Here is a 20,446-nt window from a genome sequence, read left to right on the forward strand (position 1 = left end):
CTTCACGAGATCAAGGTGTGCAATTGCTACAGTCTCAAGCCTAGATCCGTAGGCACTTCCAATACCTCGCATACAAGGACGACTTTAGAGCGCCCGGATCAACCCAAGGGTGGAGACAGAATCAGAACAGCTCGCAAATGTTGGTGCTCTTATCTGAAGAGGTCTAGGTGCGCTAGAGCTACACCAACACGGTAATCAGACCTCGGGTTCTCAGCCACAAAGTCCCGGTCTCGCAGCGCGACGTCCACGCTGTCGGTGACAATTCCATCCGCTCCTAGACTTAGGAGCTCTAGGATTTTCTGTTCCTCATTAACCGTCCAGACGTAGACCGGCTTGTCCGCTTCCCTGGCCATCGCCAACAGTTCAGGGTCAAAGGACGCTTGCTCCACGACAATGAAGTCGCACTCAACTTCCGGGATCGCCCCAAGGCTCATGGCCATGGTGAGCCCCACACGAAGTTCGGGACGCCGTTCTTTCAGTTCACTGACCGCCGCGGGATCCAGCGAGTGATAGATGTTCTGCTCGGCGGTGCCGGCCGCGTCAATCTCTTTGAGGAAACGGTCCATAAAGCCAGGCGCCTCATGTCCTGAGACCTTGAGTTCCACAAGCAACGGAGTCTTCAACTCTTTCGCCCGATTCAGATACTCATTCATGGTGGGGATTGTCCCGGTAAACCCGCTGACGTTCTGCTTCACCGAGGTCACTTCATCGACGTTCATTTCATAGATGTTCTGATTGCGCCCAGCCACTACCAAGAGGTTGGTGTCGTGGCTGGCCACGAAGTGCTTATCTTTGGTTTCTTGAAAGTCAGCTTCAACATAGTCCGGATGCAATTTTGCGGCCGCTTCCAAACCGCCAATAGTGTTCTCCACTCCTCCACCCGAGAATCCTCGGTGGGCCAAGATCGCAGTATCTTCTGCTTTGGACGTGGTGCCAGCCATCAGTGGCACGGCACGGACGCTAAAGGCCAGCAGTAACGAGGAAACCACGACCGCCACAATCATGAACAGCATTGAGCGTGCAGTGTGGTTGGGTGTCGATACGCGTGCTAGTCCATGCGGAAGATCCAACTGGGATCGGGCTGCGACCACGAGGACTTGAATGATGACCACCGTGGTGACGCCTACAAGTAAGAAGCCCAGAACATAACCGGCTTGGATGCACACCAAAGCCACAAACGCGGATCGCTGAAGGTCCAGGAGAGTGTTGGCCGTACGGGAAATCCAGATCAGAATTTCCACCATCAATGATGAGAGCAGTGCACAACCCAGCGCCGGAATACCGAACATAAACACCGAGCCCCAGAAGTTGCCGCTTGTGGCACGGAAACTCTCAAAAATAGCGTGCGTAGCTTTTTTCCCGCCCACAACAAACATCGGCAGGCTGAGTATAAGACGCAGATTCAGGTAGAAGATCACCGCGATCAGCAATGAATATCCCACGCCACTGAGTGGAGTCTTCAGATACTCTCTGCTGACAAATGGTGGGATTTCAATTCCTTGAATCAACACCGAGGAAAGACCCAACCCACCCAACGGCAGCACCACAATGAGGTAAAGCATCAGTGGCAGCGGAGGTCTGCGCACCATACGCCACAGCGTGCCCACGGTTTCCCGCACTACCTCTTTGGTACTCAGCGATAAACCTGATTGCTGGCGATTGACCATCACGATGAGCACGGAGAACTGAAGCCCGAGAGCCAACAGAACAATAAATGCAATCAGCAAGAGTAGGAGCGCGGCCCCCGGATGGCTCAGCATCGTTGGCAGGTCGCGGTTCGTCAGGTTGGCCAGGTCGCTGACGTTTAGTGCGTACGAGAAGATCGCCTTGACCGCAGGGAGCACAACAAAACCGTTAAACGCCTGAGCCAGAATGATGGCACCCAAATAGCGAGGCACATGCGCGTGGCTCAGCCGCAGGGCCTGAACCAATAAGCGCAGCACCAACGCCACGTTCAGCCGCTCATGTTGATCGCTATGGGTCTTAGCTCCAAGCAATGAGGCGCCAAGCCGTTGCTTCTTGGACTTTCGCTGAAGCTTTAGCTCCGAATGCTTTTTCATTGCCGGTCCTGCTTTCAGGTTCGTGCGCAGGCGACTACTGATGCCCTGTAAAGAATGCCGACAGCCAAGGTCACTAGTTACCTTGGTGCTGCATGGCACCCCAACTGATACTTCTTCAGCCTGTTCAACTTTACTGCGGATCTGGCCTCTTAACTACTTCAAATGCAGTACTAGCCCGTACTTCATTGGTCCGATGTAGTCCCTGACGATTCCTCAGATAATTGAACTTGCGTGCAACGCACCCCGCACAGGACACTGCTCATCTTGCGTCGCAACCGGCGCATCAAGAATCGCGCCAGAGTTCTTGAACTGCATTCAGGGTTTCAGACAGCCCTAGAACACATCCAAAAGTTTGAACGCCGCATCCGCATCCAGTCCATGATTGTGGCTTTGCTGCTCATTGGATTAGGAATCGGCGCGGTGTGTGCAGGATTCGCCTGTCGAATCCCGCAGGAACAGGTGCTTGGTGCACTGTGCTTTTCCGTCGGTCTTACTGCCCTGTGCCTGGTTGGTAAAACGTACCGTGCGGCTCAGCGGTCCCAACGTGCTCGACGGTTCACTTGTATTGCTGTCGCGCAGATGTTTGAGGAGCGGAATATTCGCTTCAGTCGGGAGGTAAGTCCTTGCATCAGTGTTTAGTATCGGTCCGAATCGTTCGCAGGACGTGCACGAGTTTAATGTGGCATGCCGTCAGAGAGTAGCGGGACGAACTGCGAGCCGGCTAACGTAACCGGCCCGCATGCATTTTTGAATTTCTATTCGTCTGCTTCTTCTTCACCTGGCAACGTCGACTGCTCCGGCAACGTATCCCAGACGGAAGTGTCTGCCGTTTCAACCGAGCCGTCGGCCACCGCTTTGATGGTGGATTCCAAGGTCAGGATGGTCTGCTGGCGCAGATATCCGTTGGACTTCTGACCCAGCACATAGTCAGCGTTGTAGTGATCGCTCATTCCGCGCATTTCGAAGAGCAAAGTCGAGATGCCGTATTCGGCCGCGATGCCGTTGCGAGCAATGGTGTTAGCCGTACCGCCAACATACTTTCCTAAGTGGCCCCATCCCGTGGAATCCACGTTTTGGTAAACGATGGAACCAAGGCGCTTAGACCCCTCGCGCACTTCTTCCGAAACGTCGGCAGTAGTTGGATACAGTATCGACCCCGAGACCAATTCCCCATTGATGGCTGAGCGAGTTCCCTGATGGTGCAAGTCGATCATGTAATCAATGTTGAAAGCGGACAGCACGTTATTGTGCAGAGCCTGAATTTCCGGCTGGCTCTTGGCCACGTGATCGCGGTTTATGTCAACGTTGTTGGCGTTGTATCGGGTGAGGTGACGGTCGCCGGATGCTATGTAGTCATCCAGCGAGAAATCCACGTCTCCCATGGCCCCATCCGGGTTGAGCATTGGCACCACGAGGATATTAACGTTCTTTAGTACGTCTTTCATCCGACCTGATCCGAGATGTTTGATAACTTCAAGAGTTCCCTCGGTAGTCAGTTGTTCGTTGCCATGCTGCTGAGTTAGGAAAAGGATCGTCGGGTTACTCGGGTCCGAGATGTACTTTGCTAAGTACAGGTCACGACCCTTAACCGACTGACCGATAACTTCGAGGTCCAGTGCCGCTTGTTTGGCATCCTGAGTCTTCAGTTCGGCCACCATCGAATCATAGGTGTGCAAGATCGAGGTGTTGGTCGTTCCATTCTGGTTGTTGTTTGGCCCTTCACCTACGGCTTGCGCCGGAGCCAGACCTAGTCCGAGCATCAACGCTGATCCGGCAACGATGCAGGCTCCTTTCTTCATCGCTTGGGTTGGGAACAGTGATGAACTTCTTTGCATGGTTCTTCCTTCGTTCTTCCTCAATAGTGACGGGTGATGAAAATGTTGACGCCCCTGGTCCAGGTCCATCAATGCAGTGATGTGACGCCAGTCGCACTAGGCGCTGGCACCCATCCTTGTCGAATAAATCCTGCCCCGCAAGGGAAAAGAGAAGATTGCTGAACAGCACAAGGCCAGCCGCAGTATCTGTGTGCCACGGCTGGCCTTGTGCTGTTTTTCGTCTTTCTAGCGAAGAACTACGGTGCGCGAACCGTCGAGGAAGACTCGATCTTCACAGTGCCAGCGCACTGCGTCCGAGAGCGCCTTGCACTCGGTATCGCGGCCGGCGGCAACTAGGTGTTCGGGTTCGTAGCTGTGGTCAACTTCCTGAACACGCTGGGTGATGATTGGCCCTTCATCCAGCTCGCTGTTGACGTAGTGAGCGGTAGCGCCCACGGTTTTTACGCCACGTTCAAATGCCTGGTGGTACGGCTTAGCGCCCTTGAACGAAGGCAGGAAGGAGTGGTGAATATTGATCGCACGGCCATTGAGCTTGCGGGTCAAGTCATCGGAGAGCACCTGCATGTAGCGAGCGAGCACCACAAGATCCACGTCAAAGCGATCCACCAGTTCCATCAGCTTGTCTTCGGCCTCTGGCTTCGTCGCTGCGGTGACTGGAACATGGAAGAACGGAATACCGTTCCATTCAACCTGCTGACGGTGATCTGGGTGATTGGAAACAACCGCAGCAATTTCTACCGGAAGCTCCCCCATGCGGGCACGGAAGAGTAGGTCATGCAGGCAGTGGCCGAACTTGGAGACCATGATCAGCACGCGCTTTTTCTGGCCCGCTGGGCGTAGGCCCCACTTGGCGTCGTGTTCTTCAGCCAGGTTTTTCAGGTTGGATTCTAGGTCTGCGATAGCGATTTCATTATTGTCGCTGTCCGCAACCTCAAATTCGATGCGCAGGAAGTAAGTGCGTGAGCGCTGATCATCGTGCTGCTTGAGTTCGCGAATATCTCCATGATGATCAAGTAGCAGACCGGTGACCGCATGCACGATTCCTGCGCGCTCAGCACAGGTGAAGGTCAAGACGTATTTGTTGTTCGGTTCGGTCATCGTGCCGCTCCTTGCGTTCGCCGAGTTAGCGCTAGCTTCGCCATGGCTCGTGGTGGTATCTGAGTTCAAGATTGGTGGCGTGTGATGGTCAGAGATCTTTGAGAACTCCGTCGATTCCTGACTTAGCAAGTGTCTGAAAGTCTGACCATGAGACTGATATATCAATAGCTGATCACAATACTATGTGTGTACTAGGACAGCGTCAACAACATTTCTCAACAGATTTTTAACTTCTTCATCCGCAGCACTCGCACCGCTTCCGCGGGGCAAAAATCACCCCTCGCGGTTGCAGGCGATACCCTTTGTGTAGTGGCAAGTGCGTTTTGAACAGTGAAGAAAGCGAAATATCGATGGCCCCCGAATTCTCCAGCACCATCACCGAACAAGGTTCGATGGCGGATCGCGCCTACGCGGCGCTACGTGATCGGCTGATGCTGTTAGAGATCGCTCCAACTCACCCGATTCATGAACCACAGCTGGCTGAAGAATTGGGCGTGGGACGCACCCCGATGCGCGAAGCTCTTAAGCGCTTAGAAATTGATCACCTGGTGGTCTCTTATCCGCGTCGTGGAACCTTCGCCACCGCGGTAGATTTCCATGAACTGAACTACATTTCTGAGATGCGCCAAGCCCTTGAACCGCTCGCAGCACGTAATGCGGCAGCGAACAAGGATCCCGAGATCCAGTCCCAGCTCGCCGGTTATTTGGAACGCATTGATGCACTTGATCCGACGTTGGATCAGCGCTCACTGTTGCTACTGGATGTACAGATTCACCGACTCATCTACAAGGCCGCAGCCAATAAGCATCTGGAAGAAACCCTGGTGCGCCTGGATAACCTCGTAACGCGAATCTGGTGCCTCGTTATCGATCAGATGCCACCAATCGCCGAACACCTCAAAGAGCATTCGGCACTCTTGCGAGCCATCTTAGACAATGACGGAGAGCTTGCCGCCAAGTTGGTCTCCGAGCATGTGACCCACTTTGAGCAGGCGCTGCGCAGCGCCCCTTAGTCCGCAATCTTTCACGGTCCAAGAGGCGCTGTGAGCAGATACTTTTACTTCCCGACACCTTCTGCCTCTAGATCTGGATCAGCAGCTGGCAGGATCACCGGTTCATCGCTGGAAACCTGAACAATAGGCTGCTCGGTGGTCATCAGGCTAAAGTGCTCACCGTCATGGCGGTCAATACCCTCATCCACGGCCTGCTCCAGAACTTCCAGCGCTACCTTGCCACGAAGCACCAAAGGATCCTTACTCAGGTCCTTCCAGATAGCCACGCAGAGCAAGAGCATGACCAGCACAAACGGTAGCGCCGCGACAATGGTGATGTTCTTTAGACCATTCAGCGCTTCTGCCGGATGCTCTCCACCGGCCAGCAGCATCACTGCGGCCACCGCCCCTACGGAGACGCCCCAGAAGATCACTGATTTCTTGGTCGGTTCTTCGGCTCCGCGTTCGCTGAGCGCACCCATCACAATCGAGGCCGAGTCAGCGCCGGTGACAAAGAAGATGGCAATCAGTATGACGGTCAAAACCATCAGTGCCGAGGCGAACCAGCCAGGTAGGTTCAGGCTGCCCAATAGCTCAAAGAGTACCGAGTCGAAGTTGATGTCCGGAGCCCCGTCCACCATCTGGGTGATCGCTTGGCCCATATCGCCCGAGCGTTCAGCACGTTCCTGAATGCCGATGGCACCGCCACCAAAAATCGCGAACCACAGCAGGGTCACTGCCGATGGAACCAGCAGTACGCCGGTGACAAACTGACGGATGGTGCGGCCACGGGAAATGCGGGCAATAAACAGACCAACAAATGGGGTCCATGAAACCCACCAAGCCCAGTAGAAGATGGTCCACGAGGACAACCAGCTGGCCATGTCACCATCACCGGATGATGCGGTGCGTGATGCCATCTGCGGCAGATCAGCAATGAAGGATCCAACCGCGTTCGGGATAACGTTCAAGATGAACAGCGTCGGGCCGCCAATGAAGACCACCAAGGCCAGAGCGACGGCCAGCACCATGTTGATATTGGAAAGCCACTGAATTCCGCGCTCAATACCGGAGACTGCCGAGGCAACAAACAGAGCGGTGAGGATGGCGATGATCAAGACCAGCACGCCGGAGCCTACTGAGGACATGATCCCGGCGGACTGAATACCGCCACCAATCTGCAATGCGCCTAGACCCAGCGAACAAGCCGAACCAAACAAGGTGGCCAAAATGGCCAGGATGTTGATGGTTTTGCCGCCCCAACCGTTGACGGCACGTTCGCCAAAAATCGAAGAAAACATTGAAGAGAATAACTGCGGGCGACCCAATCGGAAACTTCCGTACGCCATACCCAAACCAACAATTGCGTACATGGCCCAAGGGAAAAGCGTCCAGTGGAACAGCGTGGTTCCCATAGCGGTTCCCACTGCGGCCGAGGTCTGTCCGCCGACCGTTTCAGGTGGTGGAACCATGTAGAAGTACAGCGGTTCGCCCACACCGTAGAACACCAACCCGATGCCCATACCGGTAGCAAACATCATGGAGATCCATGAGACGGTGCTGAACTGTGGCTTTTCATCATCCTTACCCAGCGGGATGCGGCCAAAGTTCCTGGCGGCCACCACGAGAACAAAGATGGTGAAGACGGTGGCTGCGATAACAAAGACCCAGCCGGTATTGGTGATCACCCAATCAAGGGCAGTGGATGCGACACTACCCAACCCCTCGGGCGAGATGAATCCCCAGGCGATAAACGCCAGAGTGAGAATGCCTGCAATTCCGAACACCCAATAGTCAGTTCCGCTGTTCAGATATCTTCGTGGCTTGCGTTTGCGCGCTGTATGCAGCTCGCTCACAAGGTCTACTTCAGGTTGCTCTGTGCTCTTCATAGCATTTCCTTTGCGGTGAGTTGGCGCCCCGCCGGCTGGGTGTGGTCCGTGGCGGTTAGCCTAGTGCCAGATCACGGGGGTGAGCCGTGATGAGGGAGTCGGGAGGGCGCATCATTGCCCCAGCCCAAGCTAGAAATGGCAGGCAACCGGCTCCGATGACGTGCTTGCCACAGGTATTGCGGGGCTGAGGCTTCGCTGCCTCAACCCCGCACCTGCTGAAGTTCTTCGTGGCGTTTAGGCGCCAATCATGCCGTGTGGATCAAGCACAAACTTCTGTGCCGCACCCTCATCAAAGGCTGCATAACCCTTCGGTGCATCCGTCAGCGCAATGGCGGTGGCATTGACGTTTTTAGCAATCGAAACCTTGTCGGAAAGGATCGCGTGCATCAGGCCACGGTGGTACTTCATTACCGGGCACTGACCGGTGACAAAGGTGTGAGACTTAGCAAAACCAAGACCAAACCGCATGGACAGCGAACCCTGCTTAGCAGCCTCGTCGGTGGCTCCTGGATCTCCGGTGACGTACAAGCCCGGGATGCCCAAGCTTCCGCCTGCTCGGGTGATTTCCATCAGCGAGTTCAGCACGGTGGCAGGCTGTTCCTTGCCGGCATTGTGTCCGTGTCCGCGAGCTTCAAAGCCCACCGCGTCAATACCGCAATCTACTTCTGGAGTACCGAGGATCTGCGCAATTTGCTCTCCCGGATCTCCCTTGGAGACGTCCACAGTTTCGCAACCGAAGCTGCGTGCCTGGGCCAAACGATCTTCGTTCAGATCTCCCACGATGACCGTTGCTGCACCGAGCAACTGGGCTGAGGTTGCTGCTGCCAGACCCACTGGGCCGGCACCTGCCACGTAAACGGTGGAGCCAACGGTGACGCCAGCGCCAATGGCACCGTGATAGCCGGTGGGGAAGATGTCCGAGAGCATGGTCAGATCCAAGATCTTCTCCAGGGCCTGGTCACGGTCAGGGAACTTCAGTGCGTTCCAGTCTGCATAGGGAACCAGCACATACTCGGCCTGTCCGCCGACCCAGCCGCCCATGTCCACGTAACCGTAGGCTGAGCCCGGACGATCAGGGTTCACGTTTAAACAGATGCCGGTCTGGCCAACCTTGCAGTTGCGGCAGCGTCCGCAGGAAATGTTGAAGGGTACCGAGACCACATCACCGACCTTGAGGAACTCAACGTCGCGACCAACTTCCACCACCTCGCCGGTGATTTCGTGGCCTAGGACCAAGCCTTCCGGTGCGGTGGTGCGTCCTCGAACCATGTGCTGGTCAGAGCCGCAAATGTTGGTGGCGATGGTCTTGAGAATGACGCCGTGGTGTACTTTTCTGCCGATGTTGGCCGGATGCACTCCCGGACCGTCTTTGAGTTCAAATTCGGGGTACGGAGTGTCGATGAGTTCGACTTTTCCGGCTCCTGCATAGCTCACTGCTAGATTGCCCATGCCAGACCTTTCGAATGAAATATTAGTTGGATACTAATCGGATGTACGAAAGTCTCCACATCTGAGTCAGTCATGTCAATAGGTTGCTGGAACTAAGAAGTGCCCTTAGGTGAGCCCTAGGCCTACCAGCTCAGTCCAGTTCGTCGGCCGAGCGTTGGGAGATAATTCCGCGGGCTGTGTCCTGCAAAATTTTCAAAGACTCGTCAATCATCGGAGAGCCCACGCTGCCTTTTCGGGTGACGGCGAGAATTCGACGTGAGGGCTTTGCCGCGCCGCTGACCCGTCGACGCACCACGTTTTCAACATTGCCCAGGGTGGCCAAGCGAGGCAAAAGTCCCACACCCAATCCGGCGCCAATAAACGCGATCATGGTTTCCCACTCCACCGCTTCATGAGCAATATGCGGAGTCACGCCCAGGGAGGTAAACGCGGCAACAAACAGTGCCCGGTACACCGAGTGCTCGGCTTCGGTAATCCACGGATCATCGGCCAACTGTTCCAAAGACACCGACTTATTGCCGGCCAAGCGATGGTCAGCAGGCAACACCACATCCAAGGGATCATCAAGCAGCACCGTCTGCTCAAAGCGAGCCTGAACCATGGAACCAGTCTGCGCCTGACTGGCTACAATCACCGCTAGGTCAATGCGTTCAGAAAGCAGCAGATCTAGACAGCGCTGGGGTTGCGCCTCAACAAGTCGCACTTCCATCTCGGGACGGGTGGTGCGTAGTTTTGCCGCCAGCGGGGCCAAAAGTTCGGCCGCTGCCGTGGAGAATCCACCAAGGCCAAAGCTGGACTGCAGCTGCCCGGAAGCCGTGCGCGAAGAAGCCATCAACAGCTCCCACTGCGTCACAATCGAGTCAACGCCTGCAACAAAATGCCTACCGGTGGCGGTCAATCGCACCCCTCGACCATCCTTGACCAACAGCTCTAGGCCAAGGCTGCGCTGTAGTTCGCGTAGCTGCGCGGATACCGCCGAGGGCGAGTATCCGGTCAATTCCGCGGTTTGGGCGATAGTTCCGGTGGAAGAGAAGACTCGCAGGGTGCTCAGGCGTGGATCAATCATGCACTAATTGTGCACGATTTCATCCAAAATATTGCGCTTTTCATGGATACTAATTCTCCCTAGTCTCGATTCATGCGGTAGATCACAATGGTGTTCCCTTCACCGCTATATCCACAGCAAAAGGGCGCGCATCGCCCCGTGTTTCTAGGAGTACAGATGACCGCTTCGGTAGGTGCCACGCGAAGCTCGCGAGGCAAACTCGTTTCGACACTGGACACGCAACAGCTCGCCGAGATTACCGAACTCTTCTCAAATCGGCGCAAGGGCTTTTCACTCGAAGCCCCCTTCTACACCGACCCCGCAATCTTCAAAGTAGAAATGGAAGCCGTCTTCGGCACCCACTGGCTTTTTGCCGCCAGCGTTGCCGAACTCCCGGAGCCCGGCGACTACGTCACCTTGGATTACGGACCCCACTCACTGATCGTGCTGCGCACCGATGACGGCGGAGTCAACGTCCTACACAACGTCTGCCGCCACCGCGGAGCCCGCGTACTTACCTCTAGTTCGGGCAGCACCGGCAATCTGGTCTGTGGCTACCACTCGTGGACCTACTCGCCAGAAGGCAACCTAATCCACGCCTCCTCCCCGGGTGAAATCGACTTCGACAAAAACTGCTTTGCGCTCAAGCGTGCCCACGGCCGCATCCATGCTGGCCTAATCTTTGTCTCCATCGCTGACACGCCACCGGCTGACTTTGATGATGTCGCCAAAATCTTTGAACCATACCTCGCTCCTCATGATCTGGGCAGCTCAAAGGTCGCCTACCAGCAGGACATCATTGAAGAAGGTAATTGGAAGCTGGTGATGGAGAACAATCGCGAGTGCTACCACTGCGATGGCCACCCAGAGCTAGCCTGTTCCCTGTTCCCCACCTGGGGTCTCACCGACGAACTGGTCCCATCACATTTAGAAGAAGTCTGGGAACGCAACAAGAGTGCCCAAGCCGCATTGGAAGAACGCTGCCGCCGTTATGGATTGCCCTTTGAAGTGGTAGAAGAACTTGATACCCGCATCGCCGGCATCCGCATCTCGCGCGAATCCTTGGACGGAGACGGAGAATCCTTCTCCGCCGATGGCCGCCGACTGTCCAAGAAGCTACTGGGCGACCTGCGCGACTTCCGCCTGGGCCGCTGCTCCATGCACCTACAGCCAAACTCGTGGTTCCACTTCCAGTCCGACCACGTGATCACCTTCGCCGCCTACCCGATCAATGAACACCAGACCCTAGTGCGCACCACCTGGCTGGTGGCCGACGACGCGGTAGAGGGCGTCGACTACGACCTGGAAAAGCTGACCTACACCTGGAAGCAGACCAACCTGCAGGACAAGGCCTTTGTGGAACTGTGCCAAACCGGAGCCGGCAGCCCTGCCTACCAGCAAGGCCCCTACATGAAGAGCGAATACCAGGTCGAAGCCTTCATCAGCTGGTACACCCAGCGCGTGCTGGAGCACCTGGCATGAACAAAGGCACGACCGTGGTAGGCCCGTCCACCGCGCAGCGCATCCGCGGATTGGAAATGCCGTGGAACCGGGTACTGCGCAGCCCCGAGCAGCCAGCCACCGCGGCCAAGGCGCTCGGTCCGTGGCACCCGCAGGAATTTTTAGCCGAGTGTGTGCAGAACATCGAGGAAGCCGGCGGGCTGATGACCTTTGTCTTCCGCCGCGTGGACGGCGCCCCGTTGGCCTTCCGCGCCGGTCAGTACCTGAACATCGCTTTCCCGGTCTACGGAGAAAACGAAGAGACGGTTGATCGCAGCTACTCAATTTCTAGCGCTCCGACCGTGCCCTGGACCTTTAATATCAGCATTAAGCGCGACGCTAAGGGATTGGTGTCCAACTGGGCTCACGAAAACCTGCGCCCGGGCATGGTGCTGGATATGCTCGGACCGGTGGGTGCCTTCCACCTCGGTGACTCGGACCGTCGAGCCCGCTACCTCTTTTTGGCAGCAGGAGCAGGCGTCACCCCGATCATGTCCATGGTGCGCACCATTCACACCCTGCCAGGCCAGGCCGATGTGATTGTGCTCTGCCACGGCACCGTCCCAGGAGACTTTCCCTTCTGGCAGGAGCTGGAATATATCTCCAAGGTTGATACCCGCATCAAGGTGTACTACTCCCTAGGAGACCGCGACAAACCCAAAAATTGGAAGGGTTACACCGGCCGACTGTCGGCTTCCATGATTGATGCGGTGGCCCCCGATGCCAATGGACGCAAGGTTTTTGCCTGTGGACCCGAAGGCTACTTAAACTCCGCAACCCAGCTTTTGCATGATGTCGGCGTGGATGACACCTCGGTCTTTATGGAGTTTTTCTCTGGCGACCGCAAAACCTTACTGGAATACCAGAAGGAAATTGTGCTCGCCGAGTCCATCGCCGAGGAAGTGGCCGAGTCGGTGGAAGAGTTCTACGAGAGCCAACCACCAGAACTTGGCATGTACGAACCGGAATACGATGAGACCGGGACCCTCCAGTCGGTTGGCCAAGAGCTGATCGCGGTGGATTCTGCCGCACCGATTCCCCCACCAGAACCGGTTGACCCACTGTTGCCGCCAGATACCTCGGACTACGAGTGCGTCGGTGAAGGCAACATCACCATGAGCTTTGTGCGCTCCAAACTCAACGTGCTGATCAACCCGGAGCAGAAGATTCTCGGTGTGGCCAAAAATGCCGGGGTACGTATCGCCGCCAACTGCCAAGAAGGCATGTGTGGCTCATGCAAGGTCATCAAACTTTCCGGCGAGGTCACCATGAATCATCAAGGCGGCATCCGCGCCCGCGAAATTGCGGCCGGCAAGTTTTTGCCTTGTTGTTCCACCGCCTCTTCGGATCTGGTCATCGACGCCTAGTTTCCAGATCCACCACAAACTTAGTCATCAAGAGCTTAAGGAGTCACCATGTCCCCCGTTTCCCCTCGGGTCATCATCATCGGCGCCGGCATTGTCGGAGCCAACCTCGCCGACGAACTGGCCGCCCTGGGCCACACCAATACCTTGGTCATTGAGCAGGGGCCACTGAACATTCCCGGAGGTTCCACCTCGCACGCTCCGGGACTGGTGTACTCCTCCAATTCCTCAAAGTCGATGACCGAGTTTGCCCAGTACACCATCAAGAAGCTCACTTCTCTGGTGGGCGCCGATGGCACCGGATCCTTCCTGCCGGTGGGCGGCCTAGAAATCGCCACCACCGCAGAGCGCCTGAACGACTTGCACCGCCGTGCCGGCTGGAACCGCTCCTATGGTGTTGAAGCCGAGGTGATTGACGCGGACGAGTGCCTGAAGAAGTTCCCGATGCTCGCCGAAGGCAAGGTGCTTGGCGGGCTATATACCCCGGGCGACGGCCTGGCCCTGGCTGCCAAGGGCACCGCGCTGGTGATGGAACGTGCCAAGGCGGCCGGCGTTGAATTCCGTGACCGCACCATCGTTACCGACATTGAACAGTCCGGCGGCAAGGTCACTGCGGTGATCTGTGGCGACGAACGCTTCGAGGCCGACGTGGTGGTCTCCTGCGCCGGTTTCTGGGGTCCAAACATCGGCAAGATGGTTGGCACCACCATCCCACTGCTGCCCCTGGGCCACCAGTTTGTCTGGACCACCCCGGCCCCTTCGCTGGCCGGCATCAACGAGTTGCCTAATGGTGCCAGCCGTCCGATCCTGCGCTACCAGGACCGCGACCTCTACTACCGCGAATGGGGAGATCGCATTGGCATCGGCTCCTACGCGCACCGCCCGATGCCGGTTGATCTGGATACCCTTCAGTCCTACCGCCCAGAGGAGATCACCCACGAACGTATGCCTTCCTCGCTGGAGTTCACCCCAGACGACTTTGCCGCCGAGTGGGAAGCCACCCAAGAGTTGCTGCCAGATCTGCGCAACACCCAGATCCAGCGCGGCTTTAACGGCATCTTCTCTTTCACCCCGGATGGCGGCTCACTGGTCGGTCAGTCCAAGGAAGTTGATGGCTTCTACGCGGCCGAGGCCGTCTGGGTCACCCACGCACCGGGCATCGCCAAGGCCGTGGCCGAGCTGATCATCACCGGTACCTCCAAGACCGATCTGAGCGACTGCGATCTGAACCGTTTTGAAGACGTGCAGACCACCAAGGAATACGTCAGCGAAACCTCACAGCAGAACTTTGTGGAAATCTACGACGTCCGCCACCCGCTGGAACCACGCACCAAGCCTCGCGCGGTGCGCACCTCCCCGTTCTACTCCCGCCAGCAAAAACTCGGCGCCTTCTTCCTAGAAGGTACCGGCTGGGAGCGTCCACACTGGTACGAGGCCAACGCTGCACTACTTGATCAATTGCCCGCCGAATGGGCTGCCCCAGAACGTGATGATTGGTCCAACAAGTTCCACTCGCCGATCGCGGCAGTAGAAGCGTGGAAGACCCGTACCGCGGTGGCCATGTTTGATATGACTCCGCTCAAGCGTGTGGAAATCACCGGCCCCGGCGCCGGCGCCCTGCTTCAGGGTCTAACCACCGCCAACATGCTGCGTGCCCCGGGCATGGTCAGCTACACCCTACTGCTCGACGCCGCCGGCGGTATAACCAGTGATATCACCGTGGCCCGCATTTCCGACGAGCTCTACCAGGCCGGCATCAACTCGAATGTGGATGTTGCCTACCTGAGTCGTGAGGCAAAAAAGCACAACGCGGCCAACCCGGGCCAGTGGGCTGCGGTCCGCGATATCACCGCCGGCACCTCGTGCATTGGTTTGTGGGGTCCATTGGCTCCCGAAGTGATGGCCAAGGTCTCCGACGATGACATGAGCAACGACGGATTGAAGTACTTCCGCACCAAGCAGATCACCATCGCTGGCATCCCGGTCACCGCCATGCGCCTGTCCTACGTGGGTGAATTCGGTTGGGAGCTCTACGCTTCAGCCGATGTCAGCGCACGACTCTGGGACGCACTGTTCGAGGCTGGCCAAGAACAGGGCATCATCGCCGGTGGACGCGAGGCGTTCAACTCGATGCGTCTGGAGAAGGGCTTCCGTTCCTTCGGCACCGATATGACCAGCGAGCATGAACCAGAACAGGCAGGCCTGGGCTTTGCGGTCAAGGCTGCCAAGACCGTGGACTTCGTCGGCAAGTCGGCCCTGGCCGAACGTGCCGCTGCCGCCACCAAGCGTCTGCGTTGTTTGACCGTGGATGACGGAGTTTCCGTGGTGATGGGCAAGGAGCCAGTATTCGTGGACGGCAAACCTGCTGGCTACGTCACCAGTGCCGCCTACGGCTACACGGTGCGTAAGCCGATCGCCTACGCCTGGCTGCCTATCACTGTTGAAACCGGAGACTCGGTAGACATCGAATACTTCGGTAAGCCAATCACTGCCACCGTGGTCGATGATCCACTGTACGATCCGCAGATGGAACGCTTGCGTGGCCTGTCGCTGGCCACTTCGGCCAGCTAGGCGTAAGAAGTAGAAGAGGCCCGGCTGCCTGCTTGCCGGGTCGAGATTTGCCGGTGCCGAAGCGATCAGGTTCCTTCGCTGTGTTCTCACCGAATGGGCATTTTTGCGCAGTGCATTACTGAACCCGCCCGCTCCAGCAAGATACGTTGCAGCTCTCCTGTTGGATGTGCTAATGACCATGGCTAATTCCCGGGGTACCCCAAGGGTCGATTCCCAGGAAGCACCCAGCTTGGCATCGAGGATTCCACTGCCTCTAGTACCTTACTGATCTGGAAGGCGGTGCCAGCAGGCACCACCGAAGCACCGTGACACTGAACAAAGGAGAAATCTCCATGGGCATTCTAGGATGGATCGTTTTGGGACTGATCGCTGGGGCTATTGCCAAGGCCATTAAGCCCGGGCAACAGGGCGGCGGATGGATCGCGACACTGCTACTGGGTATCGTCGGTGCCCTCGTCGGCGGATGGATCGGCTCCGCAATCTTCAATGTGGGAATCAACCAGTTCTGGTCACTCTCAACCTGGCTACTGGCTATTGGTGGTTCACTCGTGGTCCTGGTCATTTGGGGCTTGCTGACCCGCCGACGCGCCTAGGCCTCATGCCATAGCCCGTGAACGCACCCCGCTCAGGGGTGCGTTCACGGGCAACGGCAATTCCACGTGCCCAGGCAAGGGCCTGCCCTAGTTTTGCGGTTCTTTATGCTACTTGCACTCCAGGCACTGTCCAGTTCCCCGAGCTTGACTCGACTCTTCGCACTCTGCCTATTCTTCGTAGTTATGCTCGGTGAATCTTTTGAGCAAGGTTTGGACTCCCGCGGCCCGGCCCACCCAGTATTCGGGTTCGAGGCGAAAGCCGTTGGACACTTCCTTCGTCATATCCGTCAATCCATTGCGGTGGTCTTCGAATTCGTCTGGGCTGACACTCAGATCAATACGCCTCAGTGGCATTCACATCCCCCTGCCATTGAGCTAAGACGAAGTAAGATTTCCCCGGGAATCAGTGCCAGATGAGTGATCGCCCTGCGCAGGATGGTGCAGCTCGCGGTCGCTATATTCCACGCTGTCAATCAGGCCCTGCAGGAATTTCCCCGCCGCCCTGCGCTCCTGCGCGCTGAGCACGTCAACGGCTTCCATCATCCGCTCGTGCATCTGTTGCAAGGTCTCTCGCACCTCGGTGTCGCTGTACTGGGTGGGGACAATACCCACCGATCTGCGGTCAGCCGGATGCACGATCCGTTCAGCGTATCCGTCACGACACAGCCGGTCGATCATGGCTGACACCGAGGCATTAGAAATACCTAGTTTCTCAGCGAAATCTCGTTGACGGGGCACTTCCCCCTTTCGGTGTACCCTCAACAAAAAACGTAGGGCAGTCATATCGGTCTCGTTCATCCCCATGGATCCGCGAGTCTGCTCGCGCATTTTCCGCTCCGCATCACGATAGCGGCGCATCAGGTTCAACAGGTCAACAGCGTCCGGATCCCAATGGCCGTCACCATACCAATATCCATTTGCCCCATGGCCGCTCATGAGAACTCCTTTCATCGGATTCGAGCACAACAGTTGAGAATTTTGAGGACCGCTCACACCTCACGGTTAAACTCCGCCTTGCATCTTTTGAAAAAAATAATGTAGCCTTTCTAATAGTTAGCTTGTCTAAACATATTCTACTACGAAACATCGACGAGTGCCGGAGTGCAAGATGAAAGAGCATTTAGCAGTTCTCACAGATAACAGGACTACGGTCAAAAAGGCATGGACTGACAGGATGCAAAAGATCGCATCGTTCGGGACAGAGCAATGCCGACTGAGAAGCACAGTGCATTCGGCGATCTGCACCATCCAAGGCACGCCGGAAAAGCTGATCGTCAATCTTGCCTGCACCGCAAAGAGCGAAGAACATGTCACCGAGCACATGAACTTCGTCAATGACACCTTGTTGCCGCAGATGGAGCAGCTCCTGGGTATCCAGTTTGAAGTACGGAATCTACAGTTCGCCGTGGCTGGCCGGGAAAATCTCTTGGCTCAGCCCGAACACCTCCACGGCGGGCAGCGCGCCACTGATTGGCTAGAGAACCCCTTCATTGCACCGACATTGACCCCCGCCCAAGGCCTGCGGCTAGAGACGAGAGGGGCGCACGCGGATTTGAGCATGGCCTAAGGAATCCCAAGGCCAGCGCGATCGATGACATTCCAGTGCATCGATAGCGCACCCTTTGCAGCACCGTATTCACTGAGTAACGTATGAAAGGGAAGTATCTACAATGCCAGGTCGATTTGCTAGAACCCAGACCGCTGATCGGGTCGCTGATTTTCTCGCTACCCGTGAGGGCAAGTCCCATTTGACGTATTTTGGCTGGGCTCCGGGCATGCCCATTGTGATTACTCGCCCCAGCGAACCTCTCCATGATGTGATGGCGATGGTCTCTGTACACGGTCGAGCGGTGCTGGTGGCCACACTCGATCCCCGGAGCGAGGAGCTGCGCATGCTACACATCACCACCCCGCAACCTGCGCTACGCGTGGTTACCCCAGCACCCTCCTCGATGACCATTGGGGAGTTCTTAGACCGTGTCGCTTCGATGACAATTGTCGAATTTCGTGTGAGGTTCTGGCAGCACACCGCCGTAGCCCACGTGATTCCTTCCTGCCCTGCCATGCAGACGCCAAACACCGCTGGCATGAGATACCAGCTACCGACCCAGCGGCTCACTTTGGCAACCACCGACGCGAAATAGCCAGCAGGCTCTTCTCCTTAGAGTCCACCCTGTGGGCAGCTACTGAACACCAACCCCAGCAGCTGCCCACAGGGTGGTTTCTGCCGTGGATGCATCCGCAGCACCATGCTTTGGAAAGACGGTCCCTTTCAAGGCTGAGCGGGCCCCGATCACTGACCTTTGGCGGATTTCATCTGCTGATAAGCATCGAGCGCCATTTGCCGTGATTCCTTCAGGTCCACCACCGGCTCAACGGCCAACGGCGCATAGGCAGCGACGTAGCTACCTGAAGGATCAAACTTCTTGGCTTGAAGTTCCGGATTGAACACCCTGAAATAGGGGGCAGCATCCGCCCCACTGCCGGCAACCCACTGCCAATTGGCCGTGTTGCTCGCCAGATCCGCATCCACCAAGGTGTCCCAAAACCATTGCTCGCCGACCCGCCAGTGCAACCCAAAATTCTTGACCAGTAAGCTGGCCGTCACCATACGCACGCGATTATGCATCCAACCGGTCTGCCATAACTGCGCCATCCCCGCGTCAACCAGTGCGATTCCGGTGCGACCACGTTGCCACGCTTGCGCCAAGTGCGCCGCCCGAGCCGAATCCTCGGGCCAGGCCCAATCAAAATCGTCAAACTCTACGCGCAAATTTTCGGTGGGCATTTCTGGATGGTGGTAGTAGAGATGCCAGCAGAAATCCCGCCACGCAATTTGGCGGCGCATAGCCAACGCACCCTGAGCGAACCCCGGGGTGCTGCTCGCCAACACACTGAGCTCGTTCCATACCTGGTGCGCGCTGAGGTGTCCCCAACGCAGGGCCGCAGACAGCGCGGAGGTCCCGTCGAGGTCCGGTCGATCATGCTGATCCTGATAGTCTTGCGCGATCTGATCACGCACCATGGCCAGGCGCTCGTGGGCTGCTGGTTCGCCTGGCGTCCACGTTTCAGCCAAGCCCGTAGACCAATCCGGAGAGGTCGGCAGTAACTCCCAGCTCTGCAGCTCTTCGTTGAGTGGCAGCTTGCCCTGCGGCACGGATTGTGGGGCAGGCGCGGGCTGGGCAGGGCGAATCTCGGTGTCGCATAATGCCTTATGGAAGGGGGTGAAAACCTTGTATCCGGTCCCTGACTGCGTCAGCAGTTCCCACGGTTCGTGAAGCAAACTCCCGGCGTAGCTGTGCGCGGGAATCCTAGCCTTGCGCATCGAACTCTCAAGCTCGGCATCGACGGCGCGTTCAGCATGGCCATAGCGCCGGTTGAAGTGCACCCCAGCCACAGCACCGTGGGCGATCACGTCGTCGAGGACCTGCACTGTTCTGCCTCGACGCAACAACAGCGGAATGCCGAGCTCTTTGAGCGATGCACGCAAACTGAGCAGTGCGTGGTGCAGCCACCAACGGGCCGCGCCTCCCAACGGCCTGATGCCGGGAGAACTCTCATCAAGGATATACAGCCCCACCACCGGCCCCATCGCACTGGCCGCCAGCAGTGCAGGATGGTCTGCGGTGCGCAAATCATCGCGGAAAAGTACTAGCTGACATCCCTGGGCGGAGGTGAGGCTATGGCTGGGGTTCATGCAGCCAGCGTAAATCACTCTCCGCGGGCAGCCCGAGAACCTGAGTACCAGCAGTGAACGGTGCCGTTTCATCTGCGCTCAGGACATTCCAACAGGGCTGTTTACCTCCGTGGCCCAAAGCACCATCGGCACGTCCAGAGGGAAATAACTGGCTCACCGAACCCGTGTGGCTGTCTTAGCAATTCCCTCGTCCTAGTCAAGCCCATGCGGGGTCTTCGCCCAGACACGCAGCGATGGAGGGTAGGACCCAGTAGGCGGGGTTGAGCACCGCGAACACTGCCACCCTGGTCCCACAGCGGCGCCTCGAAACCAGTGCCGAAAACAGAATCATTCTGCATTACCCAAGAGCATGG

General features: G+C 57.1%; 15 protein-coding genes. 7 read left to right on the top strand and 8 right to left on the bottom strand.

Annotated features, from left to right (window positions below; all coding sequences use genetic code 11):
• Positions 1–149 precede the first annotated feature (149 nt).
• The 3 genes from EYR88_RS09595 to purU all read right to left on the bottom strand — a co-directional run bounded on the left by EYR88_RS09595 (position 150) and on the right by purU (position 4,993).
• Positions 150–2,060 (bottom strand): glycerophosphoryl diester phosphodiesterase membrane domain-containing protein, encoded by a 1,911-nt coding sequence (locus tag EYR88_RS09595; RefSeq protein WP_131089409.1) that lies wholly within the window; start codon positions 2,058–2,060, stop codon positions 150–152.
• Positions 2,061–2,815: 755 nt separating this feature from the next.
• Positions 2,816–3,895: a M14 family zinc carboxypeptidase gene (locus EYR88_RS09600; protein ID WP_207306485.1), complete on the bottom strand. Its 1,080-nt coding sequence runs from the start codon at positions 3,893–3,895 to the stop codon at positions 2,816–2,818.
• 225 nt (positions 3,896–4,120) lie between these two features.
• Complete coding sequence (gene purU / locus EYR88_RS09605) at positions 4,121–4,993, bottom strand: formyltetrahydrofolate deformylase (RefSeq protein ID WP_131089410.1); 873 nt, start codon at positions 4,991–4,993, stop codon at positions 4,121–4,123.
• Between the two features lie 350 nt (positions 4,994–5,343).
• Here purU and EYR88_RS09610 point away from each other — a divergent pair, with 350 nt between their 5' ends.
• Positions 5,344–6,006, top strand: a complete 663-nt coding sequence (locus EYR88_RS09610) for a GntR family transcriptional regulator (protein ID WP_131089411.1) — start codon at positions 5,344–5,346, stop codon at positions 6,004–6,006.
• A 44-nt stretch (positions 6,007–6,050) separates the two neighbouring features.
• On the opposite strand, the gene EYR88_RS09615 is transcribed toward EYR88_RS09610, so the two are convergent.
• The 3 genes from EYR88_RS09615 to EYR88_RS09625 all read right to left on the bottom strand — a co-directional run bounded on the left by EYR88_RS09615 (position 6,051) and on the right by EYR88_RS09625 (position 10,389).
• Positions 6,051–7,874 carry a BCCT family transporter gene (locus EYR88_RS09615; RefSeq protein ID WP_131089412.1) on the bottom strand — a complete coding sequence of 608 codons (1,824 nt, stop codon included), beginning with the start codon at positions 7,872–7,874 and terminating at the stop codon, positions 6,051–6,053.
• Between the two features lie 234 nt (positions 7,875–8,108).
• Positions 8,109–9,323 (bottom strand): formaldehyde dehydrogenase, glutathione-independent, encoded by a 1,215-nt coding sequence (fdhA, locus tag EYR88_RS09620; protein WP_131089413.1) that lies wholly within the window; start codon positions 9,321–9,323, stop codon positions 8,109–8,111.
• Between the two features lie 130 nt (positions 9,324–9,453).
• The gene (locus EYR88_RS09625; RefSeq protein WP_131089414.1) at positions 9,454–10,389 is read right to left on the bottom strand and encodes a LysR family transcriptional regulator; all 936 of its coding nucleotides are present in this window, start codon (positions 10,387–10,389) and stop codon (positions 9,454–9,456) included.
• A 156-nt stretch (positions 10,390–10,545) separates the two neighbouring features.
• On the opposite strand from EYR88_RS09625, the gene EYR88_RS09630 reads away from it, so the two are divergent.
• The 4 genes from EYR88_RS09630 (at position 10,546) to EYR88_RS09645 (ending at position 16,396) form a co-directional block, all read left to right on the top strand.
• Positions 10,546–11,850 (top strand): aromatic ring-hydroxylating dioxygenase subunit alpha, encoded by a 1,305-nt coding sequence (locus EYR88_RS09630; RefSeq protein ID WP_131089415.1) that lies wholly within the window; start codon positions 10,546–10,548, stop codon positions 11,848–11,850.
• Entirely contained in the window at positions 11,847–13,235 is a 1,389-nt protein-coding gene (locus EYR88_RS09635) for an iron-sulfur cluster-binding domain-containing protein (RefSeq protein ID WP_131089416.1), read from the top strand. Before EYR88_RS09630 ends, EYR88_RS09635 begins: the two co-directional genes overlap by 4 nt.
• 48 nt (positions 13,236–13,283) lie before the next feature.
• On the top strand, positions 13,284–15,803 hold the full coding sequence (locus tag EYR88_RS09640; RefSeq protein WP_131089417.1) for an FAD-dependent oxidoreductase: 2,520 nt from the start codon (positions 13,284–13,286) through the stop codon (positions 15,801–15,803).
• 332 nt (positions 15,804–16,135) lie between these two features.
• Positions 16,136–16,396 (top strand): GlsB/YeaQ/YmgE family stress response membrane protein, encoded by a 261-nt coding sequence (locus EYR88_RS09645; protein ID WP_131089418.1) that lies wholly within the window; start codon positions 16,136–16,138, stop codon positions 16,394–16,396.
• A 375-nt stretch (positions 16,397–16,771) separates the two neighbouring features.
• Here EYR88_RS09645 and EYR88_RS09650 read toward each other — a convergent pair whose 3' ends face one another.
• Complete coding sequence (locus EYR88_RS09650; RefSeq protein WP_131089419.1) at positions 16,772–17,332, bottom strand: MarR family transcriptional regulator; 561 nt, start codon at positions 17,330–17,332, stop codon at positions 16,772–16,774.
• A 172-nt stretch (positions 17,333–17,504) separates the two neighbouring features.
• On the opposite strand from EYR88_RS09650, the gene EYR88_RS09655 reads away from it, so the two are divergent.
• Positions 17,505–17,963 carry a hypothetical protein gene (locus EYR88_RS09655; protein WP_165477313.1) on the top strand — a complete coding sequence of 153 codons (459 nt, stop codon included), beginning with the start codon at positions 17,505–17,507 and terminating at the stop codon, positions 17,961–17,963.
• 103 nt (positions 17,964–18,066) lie between these two features.
• Positions 18,067–18,540 (top strand): hypothetical protein, encoded by a 474-nt coding sequence (locus EYR88_RS09660; RefSeq protein ID WP_131089421.1) that lies wholly within the window; start codon positions 18,067–18,069, stop codon positions 18,538–18,540.
• Between the two features lie 149 nt (positions 18,541–18,689).
• Here EYR88_RS09660 and EYR88_RS09665 read toward each other — a convergent pair whose 3' ends face one another.
• Positions 18,690–20,093, bottom strand: a complete 1,404-nt coding sequence (locus EYR88_RS09665) for a deoxyribodipyrimidine photo-lyase (RefSeq protein WP_131089422.1) — start codon at positions 20,091–20,093, stop codon at positions 18,690–18,692.
• Between the last annotated feature and the right edge of the window lie 353 nt (positions 20,094–20,446).

This window comes from Arthrobacter sp. S41 (assembly GCF_004320535.1).
Lineage (GTDB): Bacteria > Actinomycetota > Actinomycetes > Actinomycetales > Micrococcaceae > Glutamicibacter.